A 22052-nucleotide genomic window follows, 5' to 3' on the forward strand; every position below is an offset into this window, starting at 1 on the left:
CGGCTCCACCGCGCACGCGACGGCCGTCCGTCAGCCGCCCAGCCGGTCCACGGCCGTGACCCGCAGCACCGCGCGGCCCTCCTCGTCCGAGCCGTACAGGTCGACCTCGGCGCTGATGCCCCAGTCGTGGTCGCCCTCCGGGTCGTCGAAGATCTGCCGCACCCGCCAGGCCGAGTCCTCCTGCTCGATGATCAGCATCTTCGGGCCGCGCGCGTTCGGACCGGTGCCCAGGTCGTCGTACTCCTCCCAGTACCCGTCCATGGCGTCCGCCCAGCGGTCCGCGTCCCAGCCGTACTCGCCGTCGAGCGCGCCGAGTTCGTCGTAGTGCTCCAGCGCGCACAGCTCCACCCGGCGGAACAGCTCGTTGCGCACCAGCACCCGGAACGCCCGCGCGTTCGCCGTCACCGGCGCCGGCTTCTCGTCCAGCACCACCTCGGCGGCCTGCGGATCGGTCGGGTTGGCCAGCTGCTCCCACTCGTCCAGCAGGCTGGAGTCGACCTGGCGGACCAGCTCGCCGAGCCAGGCGATGACGTCCTTCAGGTCGTCGTTCTTCACGTCCTCGGGGACGGTCTGCTCCAGCGCCTTGTACGCGCCCGCCAGGTAGCGCAGCACGATGCCCTCGGTGCGGGCCAGCTCGTAGTGGCCGACGTAGTCCGCGAAGGTCATCGCCCGCTCGTACAGGTCGCGCACCACCGACTTCGGCTGGAGCTGGTGGTCGCCGATCCACGGGTGCGCCCGCCGGTAGACCTCGTAGGCGTGGGTGAGCAGCTCCTCCAGCGGCTTCGGGTAGGTGATCTCCTGGAGCCGCTCCATGCGCTCCTCGTACTCGATGCCGTCGCGCTTCATCTCGCCGACGGCCTCGCCGCGCGCCTTGTTCTGCTGGGAGGCGAGGATCTGGCGCGGGTCGTCCAGCGTCGCCTCGACCACCGACACGACGTCCATCGCGTACGACGGCGAGGCCGGGTCCAGCAGCTCGAAGGCGGCCAGTGCGAAGGTGGACAGCGGCTGGTTGAGCGCGAAGTTCTCCTGGAGGTCCAGGGTCAGGCGCACGATCCGGCCCTCGGCGTCCGGCTCCGGCAGCCGCTCCACCACGCCGCCCTCCAGCAGCGAGCGGTAGATGGCGATCGCGGTGCGGATGTGCCGGCGCTGCGCGGCCCGGTCCTCGTGGTTGTCGGTGAGCAGCTTGCGCATCGCCTCGAAGGCGTTGCCGGGCCGGCCGATCACCGACAGCAGCATCGCGTGGCTGACCTTGAACCGGGAGACCAGCGGCTCCGGGTCGGCGGCGATCAGCTTCTCGAAGGTCTCCTCGGACCAGCCGACGAAGCCCTCCGGGGCCTTCTTGCGGACGATCTTGCGCTTCTTCTTCGGGTCGTCGCCCGCCTTGGCGACGGCCTTGTCGTTCTCGATGACGTGCTCGGGCGCCTGCGCCACCACCTGGCCGACGGTGTCGAACCCGGCCCGTCCGGCCCGCCCGGCGATCTGGTGGAACTCACGGGCGCGCAGGATCCGCACCCGCTGCCCGTCGTACTTGGACAGCGCGGTGAACAGCACCGTGCGGATCGGCACATTGACGCCCACGCCCAGCGTGTCCGTCCCGCAGATCACCTTCAACAGCCCCGCCTGGGCGAGCCGTTCGACCAGCCGGCGGTACTTCGGCAGCATGCCCGCGTGGTGCACGCCGATCCCGTGGCGGACGTAACGCGACAGGTTGCGGCCGAACTTGGTGGTGAAGCGGAAGTTGCCGATCAGCTCGGCGATGGCGTCCTTCTCCGCCTTGGAGCACATGTTGATGCTCATCAGCGACTGCGCCCGCTCCACCGCCTCCTTCTGCGTGAAGTGCACGACGTACACCGGCGCCTGGCCGGTCTGGAGCAGCTCCTCCAGCGTGTCGTGCAGGGTGGTGCGGCGGTACTCGTAGAACAGCGGCACCGGACGCGTCGCGTTGCGCACCACCGTCGTCGGACGCCCCGTGCGCCGGGTCAGGTCCTCCTCGAACCGCCGCACGTCGCCCAGCGTCGCCGACATCAGCAGGAACTGCACCTGCGGCAGCTCCAGCAGCGGGATCTGCCAGGCCCAGCCGCGGTCCGGCTCCGCGTAGAAGTGGAACTCGTCCATGACGACCTGGCCGACGTCCGCCCGGGCCCCGTCGCGCAGCGCGATCTGCGCCAGCACCTCGGCCGTGCAGCAGATGATCGGCGCGGTGGGGTTCACCGAGGCGTCGCCGGTCATCATGCCGACCTGCTCGGTCCCGAAGATCTTCACCAGGTCGAAGAACTTCTCCGACACCAGAGCCTTGATCGGCGCCGTGTAGAACGTCCGCTTCCCCTCCGCCAGCGCCGCGAAGTGGGCACCGGCCGCCACCAGGCTCTTCCCCGACCCGGTCGGGGTCGCCAGGATCACGTTGTTCCCCGACACCAGCTCGATCAGCGCCTCCTCCTGCGCCGGGTACAGCGAGATCCCGCGCTCCTCCGTCCAGGCGGCGAACGTCTCGTACAGCGCGTCGGGCGTGGCGGGCTTCGGCATCAGATCAAGGAGGGTCACCCGGCTATCTTGCCTGCTGGCCGCCACCCCCGGCAAAGCTACCCCGCCACCACGGGCGCCCGCTCGGCGACCCGCACGTCGGGGCACCCCTGCTGGCGGACGATCTCAGCGGCGGTGCGGCGTGCGACCTCGGCGAAGAGTTGCGTGCGCTCCTGCTCGGGCAGGCCGCTGTCGCCGCCACCCGAAACGTAGATCTGCCGGTAGACCCTCCCCGGCACCGCCGGCCGGCCGTTGTCGCACCGCAGCAACAGCAGCAGGGAACCGAAGGGCTGGAGCCAGCCGTCGACCCCTGCCCCGAAGTCGAGCACCGCGTTCTGCCCGGTTCCGGCCAGCTCGGTCTCGTGATTCCGCGTGGCGCGGTAGTAGTCCTCCTCGATCTGATCCACCCCGATCTCCACCACGTGATGCGGTTCCCCCGGCTCCCATTCGACCTCGCATTCGGCCTTGACGCTCCGGCCCGACAGGTCGGAGGTGCTGAAGGGGGCCTTGACGGCCTTCCCGTCGTCGTGCATGAGCGTCCGCAGGTCGTCCGATGTGACCAGCCCCCAGCACGCGCCGGCCGGCACGTTCGTCGACTTCGAGGGCGGCCACCACCACCACAGTCCGCCCCCGACGAGCACCAGTACTGTGCACATGGCTGCGACCGCGAGCCGCCCGCTGTAGCGTCGCACCGTCTCAGTCCTCCTTCTCCGGATGGGTGACCTGCCAAGGGATTCCGGTGCCGCTGCCGAAGGCGCCCTTGATCTGGCCTTCCAGGGCGGGGGCCAGGTCGTGGAGGTACCTCTGTTCGAGGCCGGCCCGGGTTGCCGCGGCACGGATCGCGTCCTCGACGGATCCCTGGGCACCCTTCAACGCCTCGTTGTACGCCACTTGCGCGTCGTTCGTGGTCTTCGGCTTGGTGGTCACCTCGTAGCTCTCGGCGACACCGTCCATGATCTTGTCGACCACCTCGTTGGCCAACGGGCCGACGACCGGCGCCCGGTCCACGATCTGTCCGGCGGTCGCCCCCCAGATCGTGCCCGCCCATTCGCGTGTGGTCTTGACGGCCGAGTTGAAGTCCTCGTCCCTGTCGTTTCCCGCGGTGATGACCTCGTCCACCATGCCCTTGCTGAGGAGCCCGGCGACCGTGCCGCCGGGTCCTGCGGCCGCGAGGGCCCCGGCGGTCAGGTCGCCGTGGTCGGCGGGGTGCAGCAGGACGTCGTTGATCGCCGCGGTGGTGTAGGCCTGCTGCGCGGCTGCCACTGCGGCGTATGCCTCCGGGTTGTGGCCGAGGGTGACCAGCAGCCTCTGCACGTCGATCTCGCGGAGCTTGGCGATCTCCCCGTTGATCGGCAGCACGGTGGACGGGTCGGCCAGAGCGGTCTGCACGTCGCCCATGTAGGCACCGGCCATCTTGCCGAGGGACCCCTGCAACTCGCCGAAGAGCGCCTTGTCCTTGTCGTAGAGCAGCGCGGACGCGTTGTCTCCGCCGAACACACCTACCGTCGTCCGCATCACCTGCGCCATCTCCTTGCTGTGCGGAGGCAGCGGCCCCTTCTCGTCGTCGTACGCCCGGCCGGTCGCCGCCGCCTCCAGGGCGTGGCCGAGCGCCTCCACCTGCAAGGGGCCGGCCTTGCCGTTGTTCGGCCCGAGCGGGTAGGAGACGTCGCGCAGCGGTGAGCGATCGCCCGTGTCGGTGAGCAGTTTGAAGTAGAGGTTCGTCCCGCCGGTGCTCTTCACCGAGCCGTCCGGCCAGTACGTCGTCGGCGGGTCGGTGAAGAACTTGGTCGCCGCGTCCGGGCTGTGCCCGAGCGCGTTCAGCACCGAGCCCATCGGGTTGAACCCGTGGTAGTTGCCCTTCTCGTCCGGCGTGCCGGTGAACCAGAAGTCCTGGAACGGCGCGCCGCCCTTCATCGCCACCGCGTCCCAGCGGGCCGGGTTCTCCCGGGTGAGCTGGGTGACGTGCTCGGCGATCGGCTTCAGGAACGCGGCGTCGTAGTTGCCGTGCTTCAGGATGTTGCCGAGGACCTGGTAGCCGTACGGGCTGGAGTCGTAGTCGGCGCCGGGCGCGAGCTGGATGTGCCGGCTGCCGGCCCGGCGCAGCCGGTCGCCCCAGTCGGGGGGCAGGTGCGGCTGCCGTCCGCTGTTGGTGGCCGTGGCCAGGGTGAGCCCGAGCCCCTCCTGGATGCCCTTGACGGCGTCCTTGCGGAGGGGGCTTCCGGCGAAGTCGCCGCTCTGCGCGAGCGCGCCGTAGGAGGCGAGGAAGGTGCCCGGGTCCTGGCCGCCGTAGAAGGCGGTGGCGAACCTGGGGTCGCCGGAGTGGTGCTGGAGCAGGGCCTGCAACTGCGCGAGCTGGGTGTCGCTGGCGGCGCTGCCGAGGCTGAGGATCTGGGCGGCCTGCTTGGCCTCCGCGTCGGCGACGCTGCCCAGCGGATTGCTGTTGAAGCTCTTGGTGTCGTTGCCGGTGTCCATCGCGAGGGCCAGGGCGGCGGCGGAATCGGCCTCGGTGGCCCGGTCCAGCGCCTTGCCGATCTCCTGGGCGGAGGCCTGGGCGCTCGCCCGTCGGGTCTCGGCGTAGTCGGGGTCGTTCTTGTCGGCCGGGTCGGTGGCGGGCGGCCAGTGGACGCTGCCGTCGGCGGCGACGGTCAGTCCCTGCTCGGTGGCGTGCTGGAGGGCCACCTGGAGGTCCTTCTTCGCGGCGGCGAACTCGTCGTGGGCGTCGCGCAGGGTGCGCGCTATCGCGGAGGCCTCCTCGAACGCGGCGCGGATCTGGTCGCGCGCCCGGGTGAGGGCGGTGGCCGCGGACTCGGAGCTGGGCCCGGTCCAGCCGGACTGCTGGACCGGGCCGATCACCTCGTTCTGGACCTTGGTCGAGAGGTCCCAGTTGCGGACCATCTTCTCGAAGTCGCCCGCAGCAGCGTTGAGACCGGTGAGGTCGACGTTCTGGAGCTGGGTGTAGGTCACCATGGCGGTCGCCGCTCCTTCCCTTTTCTCAGTGCTGCTGCGCGAACTGGCTGTGGATCGCGGCCTCGGTGTTGTCGTAGTTCTGCGCCGTGGTGTGCAGGTTCTTGCCGATCGTCCCGACGGTTTCCCCGAGGGTGTGTGCCTGGCCCGACCAGATGCTCCACGCGGTGTTGAGGGCGGTGGACAGGTTCCATCCCGCCAGCGCGGCGACCGCGCCGGTGACGTGCTGGGAGGGCTGCGCGCACTCGGTGCGCACGGACTCGCGCAGGGCCCCCGCGTTGGTGCCGGCCTGGCGGATCATTCCGGGGTTGGCCTTGACGGACGGCCCGCCGCCGGCCGGCGGAAGGGTGACGGGGGCGGGCGTTCCGGCGGCTGCCGCCGCGAGGTCGGGGAACTGCTTCTTCGCCGCCTCGGTGAGGTTTCCGGAACTGTCGAAGAGCCACGGGTTGATCCGCCGCTCGAATTCGAGGTCTGCCACTACGTCCCCCCAGGACTGTTCGACTCGTGGGGACACTACCGGGGGAGCGCGAACGATCGGTCGTTTTTGCGGGAATCGGAAGGCGGGGCTCGATAGGCCGGAGGATGAGTGAATTAAATATGAATTCAAGAAGACATCTGGGTGCCGCTTGGGCTCTTCTTCGCCCGGTGGGTGTGCCCCGGCGCACATTGCCCGGGTCGTCCGGGGCGTGCCAGAGTGCCGGGCATGGTCAATCGCACCGTGTTCGAGGCGCCCGAGGCGGGCGGGGCCTCCGTTGATCCCGCCGCCGTGTTCGACTGGCTGGACGAGAGTGCCGGGCAGCGGGCCCGGGCCGGGCTGACGCGGACGCTGCGGAGCCGGGCTGCCGACGACGGGGTGCTCGACCTCGCCGGGAACGACTACCTGGGGCTCACCCGGCATCCGGTCGTCACCCGGGCCGCCGCCGACGCCGCGCTGCGCTGGGGCGCCGGTGCGACCGGGTCGCGGCTCGTGACGGGGACCACCGCGCTGCACACCGAGCTGGAGGAGGAGCTCGCCGACTTCTGCGGGGCCGAGGCGGCGCTCGTCTTCTCCTCCGGGTACACCGCCAACCTCGCCGCGCTCACCGCGCTCACCGACCCGGACACCCTGATCGTCTCCGACGCCTACAACCACGCCTCGCTGATCGACGGCTGCCGCCTCGCCCGCGCCGACGTCCACCGCGCCCCGCACAGCGATCCGGTGGCCGTGGCGGGCATCCTCGCCGAGCGCACCCGGCGGCGCGCCCTGGTCGTCACCGACTCGGTGTTCTCGGTCGACGGCAACGCCGCCCCGCTCGCCGAACTCGCCGCCGCCACCCGGCGGCACGGGTCCGCGCTGCTGGTCGACGACGCCCACGGGCTCGGCGTCCTCGGCCCCGGTGGCACGGGCGCCACCGCCGCCGCCGGACTCGCCGGGGCGCCCGACGTCGTCACCACCGTCACCCTCTCCAAGTCCCTCGGCTCGCAGGGCGGCGCCGTCCTCGGCCCCCGCCGGGTCGTCCGCCACCTCACCGAGACAGCCCGCACCTTCATCTTCGACACCGGCCTCGCCCCCGCCGCCGCCGGCGCCGCGCTCGGCGCGCTGCGCCTGCTGCGCGCCGAACCGTGGCGCGCCGAACGCGCCCGGGAGGTCGCCCGCGCCCTCGCCGCCCGCCTCACCGCAGCCGGGCTGCACGCCTCCGCCCCGGACGCCGCCGTCGTCTCGGTGCGCGCCCCCGGCCCCGAGGCCGCCGTCGCCTGGGCCGCCGACTGCCGCCGAGCCGGCCTCGCCGTCGGCTGCTTCCGGCCCCCGTCCGTCCCCGACGGCGTCTCGCGCCTGCGGCTGACCGCCCGGGGTGATCTGACGGATGGTCAGATCGCCGAGGCGGTGCGGATCATCGCCGCCACCGCTCCCCAGGACGCGGGCGGCCGGGCATGAGCGGTGCCGCTCCCGGCCCCGGCTGTCGGCCCGCCGGACCGTCAGGATCGCGGCGGGCCCCGGCGCGCCGGTGCTGATCGCGTTCGCCGCCGTGGCCGCCACGCGCGCCGTCCCGCGCCTCGTCGAGTCCGGCGGCGGCGCGGGCGTGCACGGCCAGGTCCTGTGCGAGGACTGCCCGCCGCCCGCCGAACACCCCCGCAGCCCGTTGCGGCCGCTTCGCCCCCGACGGCGGGGAGCCCGTCCGCTGCTGCACCATCGAGGCTGACCCGGCCGGCCGACAGGGCGAGATCGAGGCGCGGTGCGAGGCGGGGCGCGGGCGACGGCCCGGTCGTCCGGCCTGCTGCTGACCGCCCTCGCGGCGGGTCCCCAGGCCGACTGCGGGCACGGTCTTCGTCGTCCTGCATCGCGTTCACCGCCTCCGGAGAGCCGGCCGTCGCCGGTCCGTCGGTGATCCGAACCGGACAGTGCGGCTCCGCGTCCCTGCCGACAGGAGGCCAACCGGACGGCGTGAGGAGCGGCGATGGACCGGGACGTGCTGCGGGCGGCGGGCAAGGCGCTGGTCCCGCTCGTGGCGGTGCTCACGCTGCTGGCGATCGGCGGGCGCGGCACCGCCCACGCCGGTGAGGGGCTCGCCCACGCCTCCGGACTGACCGGTACCCGTGGCGTCCTGGTCGCCGACCGGTGCCTGCGGACCGACCCGGACCGGACCGCGCTCGGCCCGACCGGCGACTGCCGGGGCACCTTCTTCCCCGACGACGGCGGCCCGGCGAACGAGCACGCCCGGACGGACTGGCGGATCGACACCCACGAGCGCGTCCCCGCCTCCTGCGCCGCCGACGGCGAGTGCCGCCTCGCCGGCCCCGGCGGGGTGCTGTACTGGCTGAGCCTCCTGCTGCTCGCCCTCGCCGCGTTCCCCGTCGCCGGGTTCGTCGCCGTCCACGGAATGCTGCGCCACCGGGACCGGACCCAGCGCAAGCGGGTCGCCCTCGGTGTGGCCACGGCCGTGCTGCTGGTCGGCGCGCTCGCCACCTTCGCGGGTGCTCTGGCGGCCTAGTCAGAGCCCCGCAAGGTCCCGCAGGAACAGCGTCCCGGCGTCCCGGTGGCCGGCGGCCAGGCGCGGGGCGGCGATCACCACCGCCGTCGCCCGGCACCAGGCCAGCACCCGCTCGGCGTCCGCACCCGGCACCAGCGCCGCCAGCCCGGTGATCCGGGCCGCCAGCGCGGCCCGGTCGGCGACGCCGTCGAGCACCCAGTCGACCAGGTCGAAGTCCGGGTCGCCCAGACACGCGCGAGGGTCGATCGCCACCGGACCGTCCGGTCCGAGCAGCACGTTCGCCGGGTGCAGGTCCCCGTGCACCAGCGCCACCGGGCCGCCGTCCCCGGTCAGCTCACGGGCCAGCGCCCGCGCGTCGGCCGTCGGCACGCCGGGGGCCCGGCGCCCGGTCAGCTCGAACAGGAAGTCCAGCCGCTCCGCCATCGACGGCAGGTCCACCCCGGCCGCCGGCACCGACCGCAGCGCGCCCAGCACACCCGCCACCTCCGCCGGCCGCCAGCCGCGCTCGCGCAGCGACGTCCCCGGCGCGACGTCCGCGAGCAGCAGCGCGGCCGACCCGGCGTCGTACTCCAGCAGCCGCACCACCGACGGCACGTCCCGCCACGCGGACAGCGCCGCGGCCTCCTGCCGGGCCACCGCCGCGTCCGGCGTCAGCTTCAGCCACACCGCCGCGCCGTCGGCGAGCCGCACGCAGCGGAACACCCGCGCCGTACCGCCCCCGCCGGCCGCCCGCACCGCCAGCCCCCAGCGGGCGGCCAGCGCCTCCACCAGGTCCGGCAGCCCCGCGCACCACGCCCCGGCCGACGGCCCGAAGCGCGTCACCAGCCGCGCCCGCACCTCCTCGGGCACCACCGCCGACGCGCTCACGGCCGCCCCACCACCAGCAGCGTCTCCGCGCCCACCGGCCGGTAGCCGGCCGCCTGGAACGCCCGCACACTGGTCGCGTTCCCCGGGGCCTGCTGCGACCACAGCCGGTCGCCCTCCGGCAGCAGGTGCCGGGCCGCCAGCGCCAGCGCCCGCCCCAGCCCGCGCCCGCGCGCCGCCTCGTCCACCTCGATCGCGCACTCCCAGCGCCCCGCGACCCCGCGCCCCAGCACCAGCACCCCGCGCCCGCCGTCGGCCTCGAACACCCGGACGTCCTCGCGGTAGCGCAGCGCCCGCACCACCCGCGGATGCCCCCGGTCCTCGACCGCCCGCACCTCCAGCGGCGGCGCACCCGGCAGCCGGTCCGCGACCGTCAGCAGGTCGATGTTGCCGTTGACCCGCCCCGTCCGCTCGGCGAGCGCACCCAGGAACGGCGGACAGAGCGGCGCCGCCAGCGGATCGCTCGGCACCGCCGCCAGCGCGGCCCGCACCCACGCCGGGTCCTCGTCCGTGAACACCACCGCGTGCGCGGAGAACGCCACCACCCCCGCCTCGCGCGGCGACGGCTGCGCCACCACCGTCACCGAACCGTCCGCGGGCGGGAACACCCCGCCCGCCGCGTCCGCCAGGATCTCCCGCAACCCCCGTGCGCCCACTGCTCGCCCACCCCTCCGTGATCTTCGTGGGCACCCAGCCTACGGGCAGTCCTCAGGTCCTCCTCCGCGCCCGGCTCGGCTGCACCCGGGTCGGCTCGCCCGCCGCCTTCGGGTGGTCCGGCGGGTACGGCAGCTCGCCGTGCGCGCCCTCCGCGACCTGCCGCGCGTACAGCTCCAGCAGCCCCTCCAGCCGGAACGGCTCGCCCTCCATCCCCGCGTGCACGTCCCCCAGCTCCGCGAACCGGGCCGGCAGCGTCCGCAGGTCGAAGTCCTCCGGCAGCACGTCGTCCAGCTCCTCCCAGCGCAGCGGCGCCGACGCCGTCGCCCGCGGCCGCGCGCGCAGCGAGTACGCCGAGGCGATCGTCCGGTCCCGGGCCATCTGGTTGTAGTCGACGAAGATCCGCTCCCCGCGCTCCTCCTTCCACCACGCCGTCGTCACCCGCCCCGGCAGCCGCCGCTCCAGCTCCCGGCCCAGCGCGATCACCGCGTGCCGCCCGTCGGTGAACGACCACTCGGGCACCAGCGGCACGTACACGTGCAGGCCCCGCCCGCCCGAGGTCTTCGGCCAGCCCCGCAGCCCCTGCTCCTCCAGCACCGCCCGCAGCTCGTGCGCCGCCCGCACCGCGTCCTTGAAGTCCGTGCCCGGCTGCGGATCGAGGTCGATCCGCAGCTCGTCGACGTGCTCGGTGTCCGAGCGCCGCACCGGCCACGGGTGGAACGTCAGACACCCCAGGTTCGCCGCCCACAGCACCGCCGCCGGCTCCGTCGGGCAGATCTCGTCCGCCGAGCGGCCGCTCGGGAAGGCGATCCGCGCCGTCGGCAGCCACTCCGGCAGGCCCTTCGGCGCCCGCTTCTGGTAGAAGAACTCGCCCTCCACCCCGTCCGGGAACCGCTGCAGCGTCGTCGGCCGCTCCCGCAGTCCGCGCAGCACGCCGTCCGCCACCGCCAGGTAGTACTCCGCGACGTCCAGCTTGGTGAACCCGCGCTCGGGGAAGTACACCTTGTCCGGGTTCGACAACCGGACGGTGCGCCCGGCGACATCCAGTTCCACGGCAGAGCTCATGCCTCTCACGCTAAGCGTGCCGCGCCCGCCGCGCCCGCCGCACGCGGTGTCCCGCCGCGCGGCCCGGGGTGTTCGGCGCGAGGATCGGGACCATGGACCTGCCCGTCATGCCGCCCGTCGCCCCGATGCTCGCCAAGTCCGTCGCGAAGATCCCGCCCGGCATGCAGTACGAGGCCAAGTGGGACGGCTTCCGCACCATCGTCTTCCGCGACGGCGACGAGGTCGAACTCGGCAGCCGCACCGGCAAACCCCTCACCCGCTACTTCCCCGAACTCGTCGAGGCCCTGCGCCGCGAGACCCCCGACCGCTGCGTCCTCGACGGCGAGATCGTCATCGCCCGCGACGGCCGCCTGCGCTTCGAGGAACTCCTCGAACGCATCCACCCCGCCGCCAGCCGCGTCAGGACCCTCGCCGAACGCACCCCCGCCTCCTTCGTCGCCTTCGACCTGCTCGCCCTCGGCGACGACCCCCTCCTCGACCAGCCACTCGAAGCCCGCCGCCGCGCCCTGGAGACCGCCCTCGCCGACGCCGCCGACCCGGTCTTCACCGCCCCCACCACCACCGACCGCGAGCTCGCCGAGACCTGGTTCGCCCAGTACGAGGGCGCCGGCCTCGACGGCGTCGTCGCCAAACCCCTCGACCAGTCCTACCGGCCCGGCGAACGCGCCATGTACAAGATCAAGCACGAGCGCACCGCCGACTGCGTCGTCGCCGGCTACCGCGAGCACAAGAGCGGCCCCGTCGTCGGCTCCCTCCTCCTCGGCCTGCACGACGCCGACGGCCGCCTCCAGCACGTCGGCGTCTGCGCCGCCTTCCCGATGGCCCGCCGCCGCGAACTCGCCGAGGAACTCGCCCCGCTGCGCACCACCGACCTCGCCGGCCACCCCTGGGGCGCCTGGGCCGACGAGGCCGCCCACGCCGGGGCCCGGCTGCCCGGCGCCACCAGCCGCTGGACCGGCGGCAAGGACCTCTCCTGGGTCCCGCTGCGCCCCGAACGCGTCGTCGAGGTCGCCTACGACCACATGGAGGGGACCCGCTTCCGGCACACCGCGCAGTTCCGCCGCTGGCGCCCCGACCGCACGCCCGACGGCTGCACCTACGAGCAGCTGGAGGAGCCGGTCTCCTACGACCTGGCCCGGGTGCTCGGCGGCTGAGCGCGCTCGGGCCGACTCCTCCACCCGGGCGCGCTCAGGCCGACTCCTCCGGAGGCTTCACCGTCGAGGAGGTCTTCACCGACGGCGACGCCGACGGCTCCTCCGTCCCCGGGTCGTCCGCCTCCGCCGGGACGGCCGGCAGGTCGTAGACGTTCCCCGGCGAGACGACCTCGGTGATCGCCTTCGCGAACAGCGTCGACGGCGCCGAACCCCGGTACTCGACGTCCGTGTTCAGCAGCACCACCAACGACGCCTGCGCCGACGGCAGGTACACCGCCACCGACTGGTAGCCCGGCAGCGAACCGTTGTGCCCGATCCACCCGTGGTTGTAGAACACCCCCAGCCCGTACCAGGTGCCCGGCACCTTCGACGGCTGCGGCTCCAGGCGCTGCGCCTGGGTCTCCGGCTTCAGCAGCGACCCGGTGGCCAGCGCCTTCGCCCACTTCTTCATGTCCGCCTGGTCCGAGATCGCCGCCCCCGCCGCCCAGCCCCAGGACGGGTTCCAGTCCGTGGCGTCCGTGATCGTCCCGTCCGCCGTCTGGTCGGTGTAGCCGCGCGCGTGCGGCTGCGGGAAGGCGTTGTCCGTCGGGAACACCGTGCGGTCCAGGTCCGCCGGCTGGAAGACCTCCTTCTTCAGGAAGTCCCCGAGCGGCTGGCCGGCCACCTTCTCGATCACCTTCCCCAGCAGCACCGTGTTGGTGTTGGAGTACTCGAACTCCGCGTCCGGCGCGAAGTTCACCGGGTGCCGGAACGCGTACGCGAGCAGCTGGTCGGGGGTGAACGCGCGCTGCGGATCGGCCTGGAGGGTGCGCACGAAGTCCTCGTCCTGGGTGTACGAGAACAGGCCGCTGCGCATGTCCGACAACTGGCGCAGCGTGATCGTCCCGCCGTTCGGCACGCCCGTCAGGTACTTGCCGACCGGGTCGTCCAGGCCGACCCTGCCCTGGTCGACCAGACGGAGCACTCCGGTGACGGTGAAGGTCTTCGTCAGGCTGCCGACCCGCATGTTGAGCCCGGTCACCATGGCCGTGCCCGGCACCCGCTCGGAGACCCCGAAGGCCTTCAGGTACTCGCCCTGCGGCGTCGACACGTTGACGATCACGCCCGGCACCGAGGCCTGCGTCAGCACCCGCTGCACCGCCTCGTCCAGCTTCGCCGTCACCTCCGGCGTCAGCGGCACCGTCGTCCCGCTCGCCGTGGCGGCCGGGGGAGTGGGCGTCGGCGGCGAGGGGCTCACCGGTGTGACGGTCGCCTTCGGGGAGGGGCTCGCCGTCGGCGTGGGGCTCGCCGCCGCCGCTGCCGCCGTCACCTCCCCGGCCGGCGGAGGTTCGGACGGCGAGCCGGCCGAGCAACCGGCGCCGGCCGCCAGCGCGGACAGCGCCAGCAGCAGCGCGAGTGGAACGGCGGGCCGCCGCCGGGGGGTCGTGGCTCGGGCCGTCGCACGGTTCGTCATCTTCGGGCGCCTCTCTGGGCCGGACGGACCCGGAGCAGCGCTCCACGGGCCCGCAAGGGGGAGCGTTCGCCACCGTATGCGCGCCCATCGCGCCGCGCGCGCCCACCGCCCGCCCGCTGGACCGAACGGCCCCACGCGTCAGCCACCCGCCGCAACCCCGCTCGCGCGCCGCCGCCGCGCGCCCCCCGCCGTGGTTACCCGCTCCCTACCGGCGGGCGAGTAGGGTGCCCACCGCCGGACCCGACGGGAGGGGGAACACCGAGGTGCTGCACTGCGAAGCCGTCGCCGTCGGCAAACGCTACGGACGCGGGCCCTGGATCCTGCGCGACGTCGACCTGCGGCTCGCCCCCGGCGACGTGCTCGCCGTCCTCGGCGCCAACGGCTCCGGCAAGTCCACCCTGCTGCGCGTCCTCGCCGGCCTCACCCGCCCCACCACCGGCCGCCTCACCGGCGCCGTCGCCACCGGCCGGGCCGCCGTCGGCTACGTCCCCGACCGGTTCACCGCCCATGAACGCCTCACCGCCGCCGGCTACCTCACCCACCTCGGGCGCATCCGCGGCCTGCCCACCGCCACCGCCCGCCACCGCGCCGGGCAACTGCTCGAACGGCTCGCCCTGGTCGGCGGCCCCGACGCCGCGCTGCGCACCCTGTCCAAGGGCAACGCCCAGAAAGTCGCGCTCGCCCAGGCGCTGCTCGTGCCGCCCGACCTGCTGGTGCTCGACGAACCCTGGTCCGGCCTCGACGCCTCCGCGCACACCGTGCTCGCCGAACTCATCGCCGAGACCGCCGCCGAGGGCGGGGCGGTGGTCTTCACCGACCACCGGGAAGCCGTCGCCGAGGCGCACGCCACCGCCACCCGCACCATCGCCGACGGCCGGGTGACCCGGACCGCCTCCGGGTCCTCCTGCGCACCGCCCGCCGAGATCGTCCTCAGCGGCCCCGGCCCGGCCGCACCCGACTGGCCGGCCCTGCCCGGGGTCCTCGCGCTCACCCGCCGGGAGTCCGAACTGCACCTGCGCGTCGAACAGGCGCACGCCGACGCCGTGCTGCTCGCCGCCCTGGGCCACGGGTGGTCCGTCCGTGCCGTCACCCGGCCCGCCGCCCCTGCCCCTGCCCCCGTCCCCGCCCCTGCCCCGAGGACCGCCGCCCGATGACCGCCCTCGTCCGCTACCGGCTCACCACCCTGCTGCTCTCCCAGCGCTACCTCGCCCCGCTGCTCCTGTTCACCGCCCTGGTCGCCGTCCTGACCAGCAACGACACCGGTCCGCTCACCGCCGCCCACGGCGCGGCCGCCGCCGCGATGCTGCTCGCCGCCACCTGGCTCACCATGGCGCTCGGCGGTCTGGAGGACCGGCCCCACCGCGCGCTGCTCACCGCCGCCGCCGGCAGCCCGCGCCGCCTGCTCACCGGCACCGTGCTCACCGCGCTGCTCGGCTGCCTGCCGCTCACCGCCCTCGGTCTCGCCCTGCCGCTGCTCGTCGGCACCCACAGCCCCACCGCCGCCGACCTGCTCCTCGGCACCGAGGCCCAGCTCACCTGCGCCTGCACCGGAACCGCCGTCGGCCTGCTCGCCTCCCGGCCGGTGGTCCGCCGCCAGGGCCACGGTCTGCTGCTCGCCCTCGGCCTGCTGTTCGCGCTCACCGTGAGCAAGGGCCTGCCGCCGGTGAACCTCCTGCTCACCCGGCTCTCCGCGCACCACCGCTCGGCGGACCTGCTCGCCTCCACCGCACTGCTGCTCGTGCTCGCCGTCGCCCTCCTCGCGGCCGCCGCGGCACTCGCCCACGCCGTCGCGGCCCGCCGGGACTGACCGCGGACGACCCCGGACGACGGCTGACCGTACCGGGGGCGCGCACCCGTCGGCACAGCGCCCCGCGTGCCCCGAACGCGCCCCGCACGCTCCGCCGTCGGAGTGCCGACCGGCATGCCGCGAAGGCCCCGGACGCCTGCTCGGGCACGATCGTTTAGCCGAGCTGTCGCGGCCCTTAAGAATTCCTCGATGGACCGCACCCCCTCCCACCAGGCAGATTTCTGCCTGCCCGGAATGCGGACACCATCGGTGCCGCCGGCCGCCACCGACCGGGCCTCGCCGGCCTGCCCACACCAGGCCGCCCCCACCGTGCGTCAGGAGCCACCGCCGTGAAGGCACTCGTCAAGCAGAACGCCGAGCCCGGACTCTGGCTGATGGACGTCCCGACCCCGGTGATCGGCCCCGGCGAGGTCCTCATCAAGGTGCTGCGCACCGGCATCTGCGGCACCGACCTGCACATCCGCAAGTGGGACGGCTGGGCCCAGCAGACCATCAGGACCCCGCTGGTCCTCGGCCACGAGTTCGTCGGCGAGGTCGCCGAGATCGGCGCCGGCGTCGCGGACATCGCGGTCGGCGACCTGGTCAGCGGCGAGGGCCACCTGGTCTGCGGCAAGTGCCGCAACTGCCTGGCCGGCCGTCGCCACCTCTGCCGCAACACCGTCGGCCTCGGCGTCAACCGCGACGGCGCCTTCGCCGAGTACGTCGCCCTGCCCGCCTCCAACGTCTGGGTCCACCGCGTCCCCGTCGACCTCGACGTCGCCGCGATCTTCGACCCCTTCGGCAACGCCGTGCACACCGCGCTCTCCTTCCCGCTGGTCGGCGAGGACGTGCTGGTCACCGGCGCCGGGCCGATCGGCATCATGGCCGCCGCCGTCGCCAAGCACGCCGGCGCCCGCAACGTGATGATCACCGACGTCTCGCCGTACCGCCTCGACCTCGCCCGCAAGGTCGGCGTCTCGCTGGCGCTGGACGTCTCCGAGCACACCATCGAGGAGGGCCAGCAGAAGCTCGGCCTGCGCGAGGGCTTCGACGTCGGCCTGGAGATGTCCGGCCGCCCCGAGGCGCTCCGGTCGATGATCGCCAACATGACCCACGGCGGGAAGATCGCCATGCTCGGCCTGCCCGCCGAGGAGTTCCCGGTCGACTGGGCCTCCGTCGTCACCTCGATGCTCACCATCAAGGGCATCTACGGGCGCGAGATGTTCGAGACCTGGTACGCGATGTCCGTCCTGCTGGAGGGCGGCCTCGACCTCGGCCCCGTGATCACCGGCCGGTACCCCGCCGCCGACTTCGAGGCCGCCTTCGACGAGGCGGCGAGCGGCCGCTGCGGCAAGGTCATCCTCGACTGGACCGCCTGATCCCCCTCGCCCGCCAGACACCCTCGCCACCCCCGCGTTGCCACCCCGCTTAGGAGCAGCTGTGTTCGACACCGTGCGCGACGACCTCGCCGCCACCCTCGACGAGATCCGCGAGGCCGGCCTCTTCAAGCCGGAGCGGGTGATCGGCACCCCGCAGAGCGCCGCCGTCACCGTCACCGGCGGCGGCACCCCCGGCGAGGTGCTCAACTTCTGCGCCAACAACTACCTCGGCCTCGCCGACCACCCCGAGGTGCTCACCGCCGCCAAGGACGCCCTCGACCGCTGGGGCTACGGCATGGCCTCGGTCCGCTTCATCTGCGGCACCCAGGACGTGCACAAGGAGCTGGAGGAGCGCCTCTCCGCGTTCCTCGGCCAGGAGGACACCATCCTCTACTCCTCCTGCTTCGACGCCAACGGCGGCGTCTTCGAGACCCTGCTCGACGAGCGCGACGCCGTCATCTCCGACGCCCTCAACCACGCGAGCATCATCGACGGCATCCGGCTCTGCAAGGCGCGCCGCCACCGCTACGCCAACCGCGACCTCGCCGACCTGGAGCAGCAGCTCAAGGAGAGCCAGGACGCCCGCCGCCGCCTGATCGTCACCGACGGCGTCTTCTCGATGGACGGCTACGTCGCCCCGCTGCGCGAGATCTGCGACCTGGCCGACCGCTACAACGCGATGGTCATGGTCGACGACTCGCACGCCGTCGGCTTCGTCGGAGCGAACGGGCGCGGCACGCCCGAGCTGCACGGCGTGCTGGACCGCGTCGACATCATCACCGGCACGCTGGGCAAGGCGCTCGGCGGCGCCTCCGGCGGCTACGTCGCCGCGCGTCGCGAGATCGTCGCGCTGCTGCGCCAGCGGTCGCGGCCGTACCTGTTCTCGAACTCGCTCGCGCCGGTGATCGCCGCCGCCTCGCTGAAGGTGCTGGACCTGGTCGAGCAGTCGAACGAGCTGCGCGAGCGGCTGGCGGCCAACACGGCGCTGTTCCGCTCGAAGATGACCGAGGCTGGCTTCGAGATCCTGCCCGGCGACCACCCGATCGCCCCGGTGATGATCGGCGACGCCGCCAAGGCCGGCCGCCTCGCCGAACTGCTGCTGGAGCGCGGCGTCTACGTGATCGGCTTCTCCTACCCGGTCGTGCCGCACGGCCAGGCCCGGATCCGCGTGCAGCTCTCCGCCGCGCACACCACCGAGGACGTCGAGCGCGCCGTCGCCGCCTTCATCGACGCCCGCGCCGCCCTGGGCGAGTAGCCGCCCACCCCCGAACGCCCGTGGCGCGCCCGCTCGGAACCGGCCGCGCCACGGGCTCACCACCTCACCCCCGGAACCACCTGCCCCACCCTCCCGCCACGGGAGTGGGAAGTCGGCCCACCCGACTTCCCACTCCCGTTCGCGGTTTCTAGGGCGTCGGCTGTCCGGGGATGCGGGGCCGGAGGGCCAGGGCGGCGCGGAACTCCAGGGGAGTGGGCCACGGGGCGCGGCGGTGGATCATGCGGTGGCAGTTGGAGCAGATCAGCGCGAGGTCGGAGAGGTTCGTCCTGCTCTCCCCGGCCACGTGGAGCGGCACGATGTGGTGGCACTCGATGTAGCCCGCGCCGCGTGCTCCGTACGCCTGTTCGAAGTCGAAGTCGCAGATCTCGCAGGCGACGGTGCCACCGCGGCGGAGGACCGATTCGATCTTCTTGCCCTTGAGCCGGGAATCGCGCTCCCGGCGGAGATGGCGCCGCATCAGCAGCCGGCCCTCGGGAGCCTCGAAGCCGTCGTCCTCGAAGCCGTCCGGCTCATCGCCGGAGACCTGCTCGGGCAGGAAGTCCTGGCTCTCCACCAGCTCGCGGATGCGCCGGGCGGCCTCCAGCATCTCGGCCGGCCGGTCGGCGAACGCGCGCAGGACCGCGTTCTCCCCGTCGGTCGTGGTGCCCGGCTCACCGCGATCCGGATGACCCGCCGCCAGCTCGCGGGTCTTCCGGGCGACGCCCTCCGGCTCCAGGAACGGTCCGCCCCGGGTGCTGTCGTGCGCCGCCATGTGCCGCAGGAGGGCGGAGAGCTCGACGATCCGGGGATCGCCGGCGGCCAGCCCCTGCCGGCCGTTCTCCACCACGAGGGCGCACGCGAGGACGGTCTCGTCCGTCGTCCACGGCGGGTTCCGCACCTGCCGGACCACGAAGCCGATCCGCCGGAGCCAGAGCGCGGCCCCGGCCCGGCCGCCGCTGAAGTCGTCGTGGGTGAGGGCCTGCCCGTACTCGTACCGGTGGGCCACCCCGGCGATCGCCTTGGAGTCGTACCACCGCCCGTTGAAATCCAGGACGTAGTCGAGCGCCCGGCCGTAGCCGTAGCTCTCCCGGAAAGCCGCGGCGCCGACGCGGTCGCACTCTTCGATGGCCTTGACCACGGAGGGCCGGCCGAAGATCCCCTTCTGCATGCCCGCATGGTAGGCGACCCCGGACCGGCCCTCCGGCCCCCTGTCTTCACGGGATCGTCACCCGTGGGTCGGGGGGTGCGGGGGCGCTGGCAGAATTGGGTTGTGATCGACGCGAGACGGCTGCGGACCCTGCGAGCGGTGGCGGACCACCGGACGGTGACCGCTGCGGCGGCTGCGCTGTACCTCACGCCCTCGGCCGTCTCGCAGCAGTTGGCCGCGTTGGAGCAGGAGACCGGTCACCACCTGCTGGCCCGGGAGGGGCGGGGGGTGCGGCTGACGGCGGCCGGGGAGATCCTGCTCGGGCACGCCGACGCCGTGCTCGCGCAGTTGGAGCGGGCCGAGGCGGACCTCGCCGCCTACAGTGCGGGCGTCTCCGGTGAGGTGACCGTCGCGTCGTTCGCGACCGGGATCTCGCTCGTGCTCGCGCCGGCCATCGGCACGCTGGCCGCGCGGGCCCCCGGTGTGCGGCTCAAGGTGCTCGACGCCGAGGGGGACGCCAGCCTGCCGATGGTGCTGGACGGTCGCGCCGATCTCGCGGTGGCGGTCGAGTACCGGGGCGCCCCGCGTGCCGACGACGCCCGGCTCACCCGTGTGCCGCTCTACGCGGAACCGTTCGAGGCGGTGCTGCCCCTGGCGCACCCGCTGGCCGCCGGGGACGGGCCGATCGCGGTGGCCGACCTCGCCGACGAGCCGTGGATCGGCCCCTACCCGGGCAACCCGTGCCACGACGTGGTGCTGCTGGCCTGCGAGCACGCCGGGTTCCAGCCGCGGCTGGTGCACTCCTCGGACGACTTCCGCGCCGTGGTCGCCCTCGCCTCCGCCGGTGCGGGCGTGGCGCTGGTGCCGCGCTCGGCGCTGCTCGGCGTCGACCTGGGCCGGGTCGCCGTGCGCCCCGTCGACAGCGCGCTCGCCACCCGCCGGGTGTTCGCCGCCGTGCGGGCCGGTGCCGACGGCCACCCGCTGATCCGCCCGGTGCTGGACGCGCTGGCCGACGCCGCCCCCGCCGCCGACCGGCGCTGATCGGCGGGCGAGGGGCGAGCGGGCGGTCAGCCGGCGAAGTACGGTTCGTAGGGCGAGTCCTCCGGTGTGTGGACCAGGACGTACTCCTCGCCGCGGCCGGTGCCCGTGACGACCTCGCGCAGCCGCGCCAGGACCTCGGCCTCGCCGGGCAGGGTCAGGCCGAGGGCGGCGGCCGCCCGGTCCCGCCGGGCGGCCAGGTCGGGCATGTCCTCCAGGTACTCGGCGGCGGCCCGCGCGCTCTCCGCCGGGGAGAAGCCGCCGCAGTCCCGCCACCAGGGCACGACCAGCAGCAGGCGCAGCAGCTCCGGCAGCCCGACCGCGAGCAGGGCGGCCCGGCCCTCGGAGTCGGCGTACAGGACCGGACGCTCCTCGCCGCCGTCGCCGCAGAAGAAGAAGGTGCCCCCGGCCCCGTCCCCGGCGAACCCCTCCAGCGCCGCCCCGGAGGCGAGGTGGACCTCCTCGCCGTGGTCCCCGCGGGCGAGGTCGAAGTCGCCCGGCCAGTCGAGGAAGCGGGCGGCCTCGGCGTGCCGGGTGATGGCGGTGATGAGTGGCGACATGCGGGGCACGGTACCCGCCGGAACCGACAGCGCAGCCGGTGCGGGCATCAGGAGGAGCGCACCGCGGTGATGTGCCGCCGGAGCGGGGATCCTGCCGCCACCGCCACCGCCACACGGCTCGGCACCGCCACACGGCTCGGCACCGCGCCTCCGGCGAGGTATGAGCCGTGGCGGACGGGGTAGCCGCGAGTGGCACCCGAGAGGAGCGACCCGCCGTGGGAACCCCGCCGAACGACCCCGTGCCGCCCAGCCCCACCCCGGCCCCCGGACCGGGACCAGGGCCCGGACCCGGTCCGCTGCCGGGACCGGTGCCCGCTCCCGGCGGGCCCGACCCGGTGCCGCCCGCCCCGCCGCGGCCGGAACCCGATCCGCTGCCCCCGCCCGCGCCCCGTCCGGACCCGCGCCCGCACCCGGGACCGCGGCCCGGGCCCGGGCCCGCCCCCGAGCCGGTGACCCGGGCCGTGAGGGGACGGACCGCTCAGTCCGCCGCCTCGCCCAGGTAGGCGGCCCGCACCCGCGGATCGTCCAGCAGTTCGGCCGCCGGGGCGCTCATCACGATCGACCCGGTCTCCAGGACGTAGCCGCGGTCGGCGAGCCCGAGCGCCTGGGCGGCGTTCTGCTCGACCAGCAGGACGGTCGTCCCCTGGCCGTTGATCTCCCGGACGATGTCGAAGATCCGTGTGACGATCAACGGGGCCAGGCCCATCGACGGCTCGTCCAGCAGCAGCAGTGCGGGCCGGCCCATCAGTGCGCGCCCGATGGCGAGCATCTGCTGCTCGCCGCCGGACAGCGTGCCGGCCTCCTGCCCGCGCCGTTCGGCCAGCACCGGGAACAGGCCGTAGACCCGGTCGAGGTCCTCCTCCGGGGTGCGGCGGAAGCGGTACGCGCCCATGTCGAGGTTCTCCCGGACGGTCATCGCGGGGAACACCCGCCGCCCCTCGGGCGCGTGCCCGATCCCGAGGCCGACCACCTCGTGCGGCGGGACGCCGTCCACCCGGGTACCGCGGAAACGGATCTCGCCCGCCCGGGGCCGCAGCAGGCCCGACACCGCCTGGAGGGTGGTGGTCTTGCCGGCCCCGTTGGCGCCCAGCAGGGCGACCACCTCGCCCTCCCGGACCACCAGGTCGACGCCCTTCAGCGCCTCGATCGCCCCGTACGCCACGTGCAGGTCGCGCAGTTCCAGCACCGGTGCCCGCTCCTGCCCCCGCTCGTGCTCCTGCCCCGGACCCGCCGATCCGCCGGCG

Annotated in this window: 19 protein-coding genes; 8 read left to right on the top strand and 11 right to left on the bottom strand. The window is 74.1% G+C overall.

Annotated features, from left to right (window positions below; genetic code table 11):
• Positions 1–30: 30 nt before the first annotated feature.
• From ACFU74_RS09775 to ACFU74_RS09790, 4 genes are read right to left on the bottom strand one after another with little or no spacing between them, the layout of a single operon-like run.
• Complete coding sequence (locus ACFU74_RS09775; RefSeq protein WP_380754525.1) at positions 31–2523, bottom strand: DEAD/DEAH box helicase; 2493 nt, start codon at positions 2521–2523, stop codon at positions 31–33.
• 56 nt (positions 2524–2579) lie between these two features.
• The gene (locus tag ACFU74_RS09780; protein ID WP_380754433.1) at positions 2580–3212 is read right to left on the bottom strand and encodes a hypothetical protein; all 633 of its coding nucleotides are present in this window, start codon (positions 3210–3212) and stop codon (positions 2580–2582) included.
• Positions 3213–3216: 4 nt separating this feature from the next.
• Positions 3217–5487, bottom strand: coding sequence for a hypothetical protein (locus tag ACFU74_RS09785; protein ID WP_380754435.1), 2271 nt, complete (start codon positions 5485–5487; stop codon positions 3217–3219).
• 25 nt (positions 5488–5512) lie between these two features.
• A complete protein-coding gene (locus tag ACFU74_RS09790; RefSeq protein WP_380754438.1) occupies positions 5513–5962 on the bottom strand; it encodes a WXG100 family type VII secretion target in 450 nt (149 codons plus the stop codon).
• Between the two features lie 225 nt (positions 5963–6187).
• Here ACFU74_RS09790 and ACFU74_RS09795 point away from each other — a divergent pair, with 225 nt between their 5' ends.
• Positions 6188–7399, top strand: a complete 1212-nt coding sequence (locus ACFU74_RS09795; protein WP_380754440.1) for an 8-amino-7-oxononanoate synthase — start codon at positions 6188–6190, stop codon at positions 7397–7399.
• Positions 7400–7919: 520 nt separating this feature from the next.
• Positions 7920–8453, top strand: coding sequence for a hypothetical protein (locus ACFU74_RS09800; RefSeq protein ID WP_380754442.1), 534 nt, complete (start codon positions 7920–7922; stop codon positions 8451–8453).
• On the opposite strand, the gene ACFU74_RS09805 is transcribed toward ACFU74_RS09800, so the two are convergent.
• The 3 genes from ACFU74_RS09805 to ligD are packed head-to-tail and all read right to left on the bottom strand — an operon-like array spanning position 8454 to position 11024.
• On the bottom strand, positions 8454–9320 hold the full coding sequence (locus ACFU74_RS09805) for an aminoglycoside phosphotransferase family protein (protein WP_380754445.1): 867 nt from the start codon (positions 9318–9320) through the stop codon (positions 8454–8456).
• Positions 9317–9973, bottom strand: coding sequence for a GNAT family N-acetyltransferase (locus ACFU74_RS09810; protein ID WP_380754448.1), 657 nt, complete (start codon positions 9971–9973; stop codon positions 9317–9319). Before ACFU74_RS09810 ends, ACFU74_RS09805 begins: the two co-directional genes overlap by 4 nt.
• 52 nt (positions 9974–10025) lie before the next feature.
• On the bottom strand, positions 10026–11024 hold the full coding sequence (gene ligD / locus ACFU74_RS09815; RefSeq protein ID WP_380754528.1) for a non-homologous end-joining DNA ligase: 999 nt from the start codon (positions 11022–11024) through the stop codon (positions 10026–10028).
• Between the two features lie 104 nt (positions 11025–11128).
• Here ligD and ACFU74_RS09820 point away from each other — a divergent pair, with 104 nt between their 5' ends.
• On the top strand, positions 11129–12190 hold the full coding sequence (locus tag ACFU74_RS09820) for an ATP-dependent DNA ligase (RefSeq protein WP_380754451.1): 1062 nt from the start codon (positions 11129–11131) through the stop codon (positions 12188–12190).
• A 34-nt stretch (positions 12191–12224) separates the two neighbouring features.
• Here the strand turns inward: ACFU74_RS09820 and ACFU74_RS09825 are convergent, their stop codons facing one another.
• Positions 12225–13643, bottom strand: coding sequence for a serine hydrolase domain-containing protein (locus tag ACFU74_RS09825; protein WP_380754454.1), 1419 nt, complete (start codon positions 13641–13643; stop codon positions 12225–12227).
• Between the two features lie 263 nt (positions 13644–13906).
• Between ACFU74_RS09825 and ACFU74_RS09830 the strand changes: the two genes are divergently transcribed.
• From ACFU74_RS09830 to ACFU74_RS09845, 4 genes are all read left to right on the top strand, one after another.
• Positions 13907–14797 (top strand): ATP-binding cassette domain-containing protein, encoded by an 891-nt coding sequence (locus tag ACFU74_RS09830; protein WP_380754457.1) that lies wholly within the window; start codon positions 13907–13909, stop codon positions 14795–14797.
• Entirely contained in the window at positions 14794–15450 is a 657-nt protein-coding gene (locus ACFU74_RS09835; protein WP_380754460.1) for a hypothetical protein, read from the top strand. Before ACFU74_RS09830 ends, ACFU74_RS09835 begins: the two co-directional genes overlap by 4 nt.
• Before the next feature lie 329 nt (positions 15451–15779).
• A complete protein-coding gene (gene tdh / locus ACFU74_RS09840; RefSeq protein ID WP_380754463.1) occupies positions 15780–16808 on the top strand; it encodes an L-threonine 3-dehydrogenase in 1029 nt (342 codons plus the stop codon).
• Positions 16809–16869: 61 nt separating this feature from the next.
• Positions 16870–18063 carry a glycine C-acetyltransferase gene (locus tag ACFU74_RS09845; RefSeq protein WP_380754466.1) on the top strand — a complete coding sequence of 398 codons (1194 nt, stop codon included), beginning with the start codon at positions 16870–16872 and terminating at the stop codon, positions 18061–18063.
• Between the two features lie 148 nt (positions 18064–18211).
• On the opposite strand, the gene ACFU74_RS09850 is transcribed toward ACFU74_RS09845, so the two are convergent.
• Entirely contained in the window at positions 18212–19231 is a 1020-nt protein-coding gene (locus ACFU74_RS09850) for an HNH endonuclease (RefSeq protein ID WP_380754469.1), read from the bottom strand.
• Between the two features lie 102 nt (positions 19232–19333).
• Between ACFU74_RS09850 and ACFU74_RS09855 the strand changes: the two genes are divergently transcribed.
• Entirely contained in the window at positions 19334–20251 is a 918-nt protein-coding gene (locus ACFU74_RS09855) for a LysR family transcriptional regulator (RefSeq protein WP_380754472.1), read from the top strand.
• A gap of 26 nt (positions 20252–20277) precedes the next feature.
• On the opposite strand, the gene ACFU74_RS09860 is transcribed toward ACFU74_RS09855, so the two are convergent.
• Positions 20278–20808, bottom strand: a complete 531-nt coding sequence (locus tag ACFU74_RS09860; protein ID WP_380754475.1) for a hypothetical protein — start codon at positions 20806–20808, stop codon at positions 20278–20280.
• A 478-nt stretch (positions 20809–21286) separates the two neighbouring features.
• Positions 21287–21994, bottom strand: a complete 708-nt coding sequence (locus tag ACFU74_RS09865; protein ID WP_380754530.1) for an ABC transporter ATP-binding protein — start codon at positions 21992–21994, stop codon at positions 21287–21289.
• Positions 21995–22052: the final 58 nt, after the last annotated feature.

This window comes from Kitasatospora sp. NPDC057500 (assembly GCF_042802195.1).
GTDB lineage: Bacteria > Actinomycetota > Actinomycetes > Streptomycetales > Streptomycetaceae > Kitasatospora.

What these genes read in the sequence shown, in the direction of transcription:
- ACFU74_RS09775 (WP_380754525.1), bottom strand. Translation starts at nt 2,523, where the DNA reads ATGCCGAAGCCCGCCACGCCCGACGCGCTGTACGAGACGTTCGCCGCC.
- ACFU74_RS09785 (WP_380754435.1), bottom strand. Translation starts at nt 5,487, where the DNA reads ATGGTGACCTACACCCAGCTCCAGAACGTCGACCTCACCGGTCTCAAC.
- ACFU74_RS09795 (WP_380754440.1), top strand. Translation starts at nt 6,188, where the DNA reads ATGGTCAATCGCACCGTGTTCGAGGCGCCCGAGGCGGGCGGGGCCTCC.
- ACFU74_RS09800 (WP_380754442.1), top strand. Translation starts at nt 7,920, where the DNA reads ATGGACCGGGACGTGCTGCGGGCGGCGGGCAAGGCGCTGGTCCCGCTC.
- ACFU74_RS09820 (WP_380754451.1), top strand. Translation starts at nt 11,129, where the DNA reads ATGGACCTGCCCGTCATGCCGCCCGTCGCCCCGATGCTCGCCAAGTCC.
- ACFU74_RS09825 (WP_380754454.1), bottom strand. Translation starts at nt 13,643, where the DNA reads ATGACGAACCGTGCGACGGCCCGAGCCACGACCCCCCGGCGGCGGCCC.
- ACFU74_RS09835 (WP_380754460.1), top strand. Translation starts at nt 14,794, where the DNA reads ATGACCGCCCTCGTCCGCTACCGGCTCACCACCCTGCTGCTCTCCCAG.
- ACFU74_RS09850 (WP_380754469.1), bottom strand. Translation starts at nt 19,231, where the DNA reads ATGCAGAAGGGGATCTTCGGCCGGCCCTCCGTGGTCAAGGCCATCGAA.
- ACFU74_RS09860 (WP_380754475.1), bottom strand. Translation starts at nt 20,808, where the DNA reads ATGTCGCCACTCATCACCGCCATCACCCGGCACGCCGAGGCCGCCCGC.